General features: G+C 47.5%; 8 protein-coding genes and 1 pseudogene. All 9 read right to left on the reverse strand.

Translation table 11 applies throughout. From position 1 onward, the window contains the following. Positions 1-384 (reverse strand): annotated as a pseudogene (locus AACV78_RS15405) (hypothetical protein); the annotation flags it as partial. Further along, positions 372-641, reverse strand: a complete 270-nt coding sequence (locus tag AACV78_RS15410; RefSeq protein ID WP_194012867.1) for a hypothetical protein — start codon at positions 639-641, stop codon at positions 372-374. The gene AACV78_RS15410 and the pseudogene AACV78_RS15405, both read right to left, overlap by 13 nt. Further along, positions 638-1,123 carry a hypothetical protein gene (locus tag AACV78_RS15415; RefSeq protein WP_194012866.1) on the reverse strand — a complete coding sequence of 162 codons (486 nt, stop codon included), beginning with the start codon at positions 1,121-1,123 and terminating at the stop codon, positions 638-640. The genes AACV78_RS15410 and AACV78_RS15415 overlap by 4 nt, the downstream gene beginning before the upstream one ends. After that, positions 1,123-1,608: a hypothetical protein gene (locus AACV78_RS15420; RefSeq protein WP_194012865.1), complete on the reverse strand. Its 486-nt coding sequence runs from the start codon at positions 1,606-1,608 to the stop codon at positions 1,123-1,125. The genes AACV78_RS15415 and AACV78_RS15420 overlap by 1 nt, the downstream gene beginning before the upstream one ends. After that, a complete protein-coding gene (locus AACV78_RS15425) occupies positions 1,601-1,942 on the reverse strand; it encodes a hypothetical protein (RefSeq protein WP_194012864.1) in 342 nt (113 codons plus the stop codon). Before AACV78_RS15425 ends, AACV78_RS15420 begins: the two co-directional genes overlap by 8 nt. A 205-nt stretch (positions 1,943-2,147) precedes the next feature. Continuing rightward, positions 2,148-2,801 (reverse strand): hypothetical protein, encoded by a 654-nt coding sequence (locus AACV78_RS15430; protein WP_194012863.1) that lies wholly within the window; start codon positions 2,799-2,801, stop codon positions 2,148-2,150. A 378-nt stretch (positions 2,802-3,179) separates the two neighbouring features. Continuing rightward, positions 3,180-6,050 (reverse strand): DUF3987 domain-containing protein, encoded by a 2,871-nt coding sequence (locus AACV78_RS15435; protein ID WP_194012862.1) that lies wholly within the window; start codon positions 6,048-6,050, stop codon positions 3,180-3,182. 467 nt (positions 6,051-6,517) lie between these two features. After that, positions 6,518-6,817, reverse strand: a complete 300-nt coding sequence (locus AACV78_RS15440; RefSeq protein WP_194012869.1) for a hypothetical protein — start codon at positions 6,815-6,817, stop codon at positions 6,518-6,520. A gap of 199 nt (positions 6,818-7,016) precedes the next feature. After that, positions 7,017-7,317 (reverse strand): hypothetical protein (locus tag AACV78_RS15445; RefSeq protein WP_339383663.1); only part of this gene is annotated, 301 nt, incomplete at its 5' end.

Here is a 7,317-nt window from a genome sequence, read left to right on the forward strand (position 1 = left end):
GGAAATGGTAGCGGAAGCTTCTGGTTGTAAGTCATTGGTATATATAGCTTCCAGCGCTTCCCGTTTAGCTTCCACTTGCTCCTCGGAAGCTGCCAAAATTGCCTCAGCTTCCCTCTTCCTGGTTTCCTCACTAACATAGACTGAGGTACTGATTTCGTGGACTACATCGCTATCAATGGCCGCCTGCTTTAATGCCTCGAATTCCTCAATCTTCGCCAATTTCAGGGCAGAGCGACGGGCTTCAAAGCAGCAGGCAAAACCAGACACCAGGGCGATGCCTTGCATGAAATTGTGCAGAGGGATTCTACGCGAGAAAACGAACGGAGGAGCCAACCACAAGCAAACGCCAGAAACCGACAGAACTGAAACTTTCAGAAGCGACATAGCATCACCCCCACACCGACCAAGGCAGCAATTGTACTTACTATCAGCCGGAAGCGCAATTCCATTAAGTCGATTTTCAGCAACCTTACAAGAGCGTCATCAACTACCCACGCAGTAGCGCTGATGATAAGCTTGAGCGCAAAAAGTGCTTGCACAAAATACAGAAGTGAGAGATGCAGCGATGCCAACCAACATAGGAAGCTGGAGGCAATCGCAGTCAACACAAAGTTGTTGGTGAGTGCGATCGCTTTTATCATTCTGCCGAGCCTCCCAGAAGTTTAGCCTTGATAGCTTCAATCCGTTCTGTAGCCTTGCTCTCAGCTTTTTCAAGTCCTACCCCTAGTCGAGCATATCCTGGTCGCAACCCGTGCAACTTTTTAGCCAGTTTGAAATCAGCTTGCTTCTTGGTCAATTCGTTGGTGGCAACTGCAACCTCATACCCTCGATGCGCCTTGTGAACTTTAGCATCGGCAACCTCAACGGCAGACATCGCTTTGTAGGCTTTTTTCGTGTGCCGTGCGTCCTCTGTTTTCTGTTTGGATTCAGCTTTCAGGGCATCAGCTTCCTCCTTGGTGAAGTAGCGGGGGGCATCAAGTACAGGAATAGAGCGGATACTGCTGAATTTACCAGGATTTAGAGGTGTTATTACGCTTGCATCCGTTGCTTTGCTGAGTACCTCGCTCTTGCTGCTAATAGCTTCTGAGCTATCGCCGCCAAATAGCCGGGTCATGGTTCCCATTATTTTGCTCCGATTTGAATGTTTACGCGGACTGGAGGGAAAAGATTTAAAGGGTTGATTTGTCGCCACAGGGACATCGCCAGCACAAACACTCCCGCCGATGCGAGTACGAGCGCGATAAGTTGCCCGAAATCAACCCAGTCTAGAAAGTTAGTAGAATTTTGGCGGCTGAAACCGCACACAGGAAATGAACCGTCGTTAGTCCAGTCAAGAGTGTCTACACTGTCTACAGCAGAACTGTCTACACGAAGCAAGTCAGATGTCGTGTCTACAGCACTGTCTACAACGTCTACAGTGCCTAATGATTTGTCTAGCAGGTTGTCTAGTGTCTGGCCATCAACCAGGTACAGCTCGAGCAGTGCTTCCCACGTAGAAGTTTTTGAAAGCTTGCCGAACTGCCGAGCGTCTTCATTGGTAAACCCACAATCAAAGGCGATCGCCTTGAGTCGGTCAATACGACGGTAGCTAACGAGAGGGTTAGCCATACTTGACCTCGCGCATTAGGGTAGAAGCTTCCTGCAAATGGGAATGGGTAAACGCGAGGCACGCGGGTACGTATTCGTAGTAAGCATCCAAAAGTAAACTGGCACGAAAAATATAAGAATCGTCTCGCTCAGACTCAGCAGGAGATTCTATTAAATACGTGTCCAGGCATTCCAAAAAAATTTCTCGGTGTCGGGCGTTGGTTAGCTCATCCACACTCAAATTAACGAGCGAGAGAATTCGAGCAAACGTTTTGGCGTCTATGACAATTTTGTCGCTTGACTCAAACGTAAAGAGTTGCGATCGCCCGCAAGGACAATCGTCTGGATGTGGCATTATAATTAGGCTCCAAGCGTTGGGATAAAACGTTTGGGGAAGTCGTAGTTAATCAGGTGGTGGTACACCGGGTTAACCGCGCATATCAAATCTTCCTTAAACTTACGATCGCAGCTTCCTATCGACTTGTCAAGCAAATAATTAAAAGTTTTGTAAAGAAGCCCCAGACAGTCCAGGGCACAAAATCCTAATTTCCCCAAAGGCTTTACTCCTCCATCATCTCTAAAATTGCCTCAATGTCTGCAAGCGAAGCCGTAGACTTTTTACGCTTAGCTTTTAACCGATTGAGCAAATCAGCCGCTTCTGGTAAATCACGGGCAGACGGTGAATTTTGTTTCAAGTCAGAGAGTTGAGCCTCAATTTCCCCCCGATCAGCGCGTTCTGTTTCAAGTTGTGATCGCAGTTGTGCAATCTCTCTCTTTGCCGCTTCATGCCTATCCTCAAGCTCGTCATAATTTGATTCGAGCATACTAATCTGAAAATGAGCGTCGGCCAAGGCTTCTTCTGGAGTGAAGCCATAGATTTGAGCGTGTTTTTTTGCTTCCTCTGGAGTAGTGAGAGCATGACTAACCGTTTCCATAATCGGGAAAACGTCGCTCTCTGGCTGTTCTATCGTTTCAATCTTATCACTGCTTACCGTTTCCATAATCGGCAAAGACTCAGTGTTAGCCGTTTCCATAAATGGCTGATTACCTTCTGCTAGCGCTTCCAAATAATCGTTGCGACTCATCCCTGCTTTCTCTGCTGTAGCAGCCAGCCACTGCCAAGCGTCATCGGTGAGGTTAACCGATCGCACCTTGCGGGGAGCTTCTGATTTAGGTGCAAATTTACCAGCCGTGTTTCTTGCTTTGTTACTCATTGCCGTTTCCATAAATGGTTGATATCTCTATCTAACCATTTCCATAAATGGTTGTCAAGGGGTTTAGACCAACCATTTCTATAAACGGTTTAATGCCCTTCCGGGCGGGATTACGGCTATTTTTCAAATTTCCGTATTAAGCTTGTACACTCCGGGCTAGATTTCTAGCGGAAATTTGAAAAATCCCGTTAGAAGTTAGACGGGGATAGCCACATTTCCCAGCCTAAAGCCTAAACCCATTGGAGTTACATCAGGATAGTCAAATATCCTGACTTAGAACCTAGAGTCTTTATTGGCACAGTAATTTAAAGAAACTGGCACAGTCATTAGGTAGGGAGTGGCACAGACGATTGGCACACCCCCACTAGCGCATTCTTATCAAGTCAAGGATGCTGTCTTCTGATGCACAAGCTCAGTAATGCGGTCACGAACTAGCTCATCTTGGCTTTCCAACCAGTCAGCGATAACAGCCACATCGTATTTAGTTCCTGGAGCGTTCCATCCGTACATCTGGGTAAGTAAGTTTTGCAATTGGGCAGGGTAGTATTCGGGCCACCAGACCAAAGCAATATCGCAAAGTTTTTCAGCATCTTCTGAACTAACTTTTGTAGTACAGCTCATCATTAGCGATGGTGAATTTTGAACAGCGGGGGTTTTTGTATCCCCATTATCCCCAATGTCAATTAAACCCTTGTCTGGTAAGGCTTCAAGAGTGGGGATAGGGTTATCCCCAATGTATCCCCATTTATCCCCATTTAATGGTTCCGAATGGGGAGAATGGGGATAAGGTAAATTGTTATTGGGGATATCTTTAACGCTCTCTGTGACTTGATTAGAGGCTAATGGGGATAATGGGGAGTGGGGAGAGATAGTAAATGAAATATTGCGTCCTTTAGTTGTAACCTCCCCATACTTCATCACGACTAATTCTTCCAGCCACTCCCGTATTTGTTGCCCTGTTGGTCGATGTTTTGAATCAAAAGCTTTACTGATGTCCCGTCCTGAAATCGTCCCCCCTTTCCGCTCTGCCAGCAAAACAACTTTTGCCAAACTTGGAGCCAGGGCTTGGCGATCGGAAAATTCAGCATAGAGGCTAGCAATTTGGTCAGAGCTGAATTTGACAAACTTTATCGCCGCTTCCACCGCAGTTTTAGGAATTGAGCAGCTAACCTCCACACCGTTGAAAGCGCAGGTGAGGGCGTAGATGATAGCGGCCATCTTGCCGACTTTTTCAGGCATTTTGCCAACCATTGCGCGGATACCTTGTTTTGGTTCTGCAAACCGCCTGTCTTCCATTGCGTTGTAGAAAGCGGTGAAAAGCCTTTTAGCGTCAGGGCTGAGCTCCATTTTTAAAGCAGGCAAAGAGTCTATTTTGAGGTAAAGCGCTGCGAGCATCGGCGTGATATCAAAACCGCCACTATCCTCTTCTGAGAGCTTAGATGCAGCCAACGGCTGAAAAACGAAGTCAAAGCGGGCAAATTTCCCATTAGCGTCACTGCAATCTTTAAGCAAAGCGGCCAAAATATCGGGCTGGATGGTGCCAAAAACACTCAGCAACAGCCCGTCTAAATCTGCTTTAGTACCCGTTGCTCGCAGAACTGTGCTACCTGTGCCGTTCCAGAATTCGAGCAAGTCCTCATCATCACTCCCCTTACCCCCTCGATATTGGTTCGCCGACTTAAACAGGCTGGCAAGTTCATCGCAGCGATACATTAAGGCTTGGTCGGGGAACTCAGCAACTTGGTACAAAATGCCTTCGCCTGTGGACTTAGAAAACGAGTAGAGCCTGGGTCGAGGTTCTTTAGGTGGTAATCCCTTGTTTTCCCCTTTGGCTGTCTTCCACTGCCTGTATTCTTCCTCATAGTCTGCGAGGGCTTTCTGATATTCCTTCCGAGCCTTATCCCGTAGTGATTGCATCGGTCGGTCTATCATTGCCCGCATGATGGGAGACTTTTTTTGGGATGACTCAGCAACGATGCCGGCGAAATAGTTGGGAGTGCAGCGGTAATCAGTATCGCGCCGGAGCAAAACTTCTGAGCCGACCTTGAACAAGCTTGAAACTTGGGTGAGGAGCGCAGCTAGATAGCACTCAGTTTTTAGGTTGAGTTTTACCGCTAGTTTTTCAATGGGTGCCGCTAGCCCAGGGGGGAGAATTTCGGATAATTCAATCTGTGATTTTTGGGCAGAGAGCAGGCGGGCAACTTCGGCTGCTGTGTCTTCTTGCTCCAATTCTTGTTCTAGCTCTTGCTCGCGAGTACGATAAATTTTCTGAACTTCTGCCGGAGTAATTCGGTAGGTCTGAGCCAGCTCTGAAAATTTAAGTTGAAGCTGCGACCTTCTCAAGTCGGAGTCGAGCAGTTCATCAATTTTGACCGCGAGGTCAGAGAGGTTGGGGGCTTCAAATTTTGAATGAGTAACAACTTTTTGCGCCTGCCGGGGAGTTTCAAAAGTTTTCTTGTCTCCGATCGCCGCTTTGATATCCTCAGCAGTTAGCTTGTGATGTTCCACCCAGTCGGCAATATCTAGCCCTTTGCTTTCGGGTAGGTTTTCCCAGGCTTTAGATTCAGGGAAAGGATAAAGCCACAGCGCGCCGGGGAATTCTTGATGCAATAGCTCAGCGTGTTTGATTCCTGGTTTATCGCGATCGGGGACAATAACGACTGTCGCGCCCTCTAAATCGCTTGTGTCAGTGTTTCGCCACTTACTAGAACCACCAATGTTGCAGGTAGCGACCAAACCCAAACCCCAAAGTATATCGGCGCAGGATTCCCCCTCAACGATGAAAATAAGCTCGTTATTTGCGATCGCTTTTCTGACATCGGCGTAGCGGTAAATGGGGATATTCTCACGCGCTATCCCTTCAGTACCTCCTATCCAGCCCATCTGTCGCGAACTCTTGCACTTACCCCAACTCATTTGAGTCCAATTAGCCTTAGTACCCTTACCGTCATCAAACCGGACAACGCGGACGAGGGGGGAGCCGTCACGGGCCGGATAATACCAGTCACGAGTGCCACGCGGGCGAATAGCTTTTTTTTGTTGGATAGGAGCGTAGTAAGTTTTGCCATCCTTATCGGCTTTCGATGTCGCTTCCCAGCCCGTAGCGGGTGGCTGTTCGCGGTTACATACTGAAAGCTCGCCGATGAAGTAGCACCAGTCTGGTTTGCCACAGTGGGGGCAAGGACTGGTTTTGGATGCACGAAGAAGTGCACGGCTTGTGGTTTGTCCGTTATCTGCGCTATTATTCATTTGAGTTATTATTCATGGCCCCTCCGGGCCGGAGTTCCAAAAGCTGCTGAGTGGTTCCAATTACACAGCAGTTTTTGGCTTTACATTGAAATTTTTAAAAATTAGGCACAAAGGGAACCTGCCTTCGCTCATCAGAAGAAGGATGAGTAAAAGCCAGTCTTTCCCATGCGTGCAAAATGAGTGTCCAGCTTAATCTATGATTCGGTGTGTTGCTTGCTGCTCGCTGTGACCTCACGGTGCCACCTGCTTACCGGGTACTGCCTACACCCCGCCTTCCCTACAACCTACCTTGAGAGAATTCCCAGATTCATCAGTCAGAGACTGTAACAAAACTGCCTACTCTTTTCTTGCTCAAGACATCTCATGGGTTGCCTACCGGATTAATCCTGGTTGCCCAGAAGTCGGACTCCACCAAATATTTACAACAGATATCTGATTTTAGGGTCAGTGCGATCGCATCTGACACCCTACTTGTGAAAATTTTCACCAAAAATACTGCTTTGACGCCGTTTATAGAAACGGTTGGAATCAGGATAAGGCAGTTCAGCAGAAGCGTCGTAACCCGGCAAAACAAAATCTTCTCCCTCAGTATGAAAAGCAATATGAGTGGGAAGCCGACCTTCATTGCAGTCCATATATTCCACTACTCGAAGAATTTGAGCAACATAACTAATGGGAATGCGTACCAGCTTTGTTGCTCCTCCATGCCACTTATGGGGACGCCCCGCCCCAAGCCTATTTCCACCATGTTTACGTTTCGTAATCAAATTTTTACTCCTATAAATTACAAAATCAAAAATCTGTGAAACCTTTTCTTAGCATCCCTCCTAAGTATTATATTTTTTACTTTTACTTTAGGTTATACCGGGTATTACTCAGACCCGGTTGCCTGCGGCGCCTTAAACTCTAAATGTCGCGGCCGGGGGAGGGGAGGCCACAAGAGCTGCCCCCCCCCGGCCCACGTTTTCACCCTCCTTCTGTACTAAATTTTTTGAGCAATTCCTCAAGCCGCTTTTTGCCTTCAGAGAATTTACGTCCCTTTTTGCCCAGGATGTTTTCTATAATCCAGGTTGCAGTTTTCCCCTCAACTTGTGCCGCTTCCACCTTCCACCAAAGCTGTAAATCACTAGCATCAGACTCGGAAATGGTAGCGGAAGCTTCTGGTTGTAAGTCATTGGTATATATAGCTTCCAGCGCTTCCCGTTTAGCTTCCACTTGCTCCTCGGAAGCTGCCAAAATTGCCTCAGCTTCCCTCTTCCTGGTTTCC

It is taken from the genome of Tychonema sp. LEGE 07196 (assembly GCF_963890365.1).
Classification (GTDB): Bacteria; Cyanobacteriota; Cyanobacteriia; order Cyanobacteriales; family Microcoleaceae; genus Microcoleus.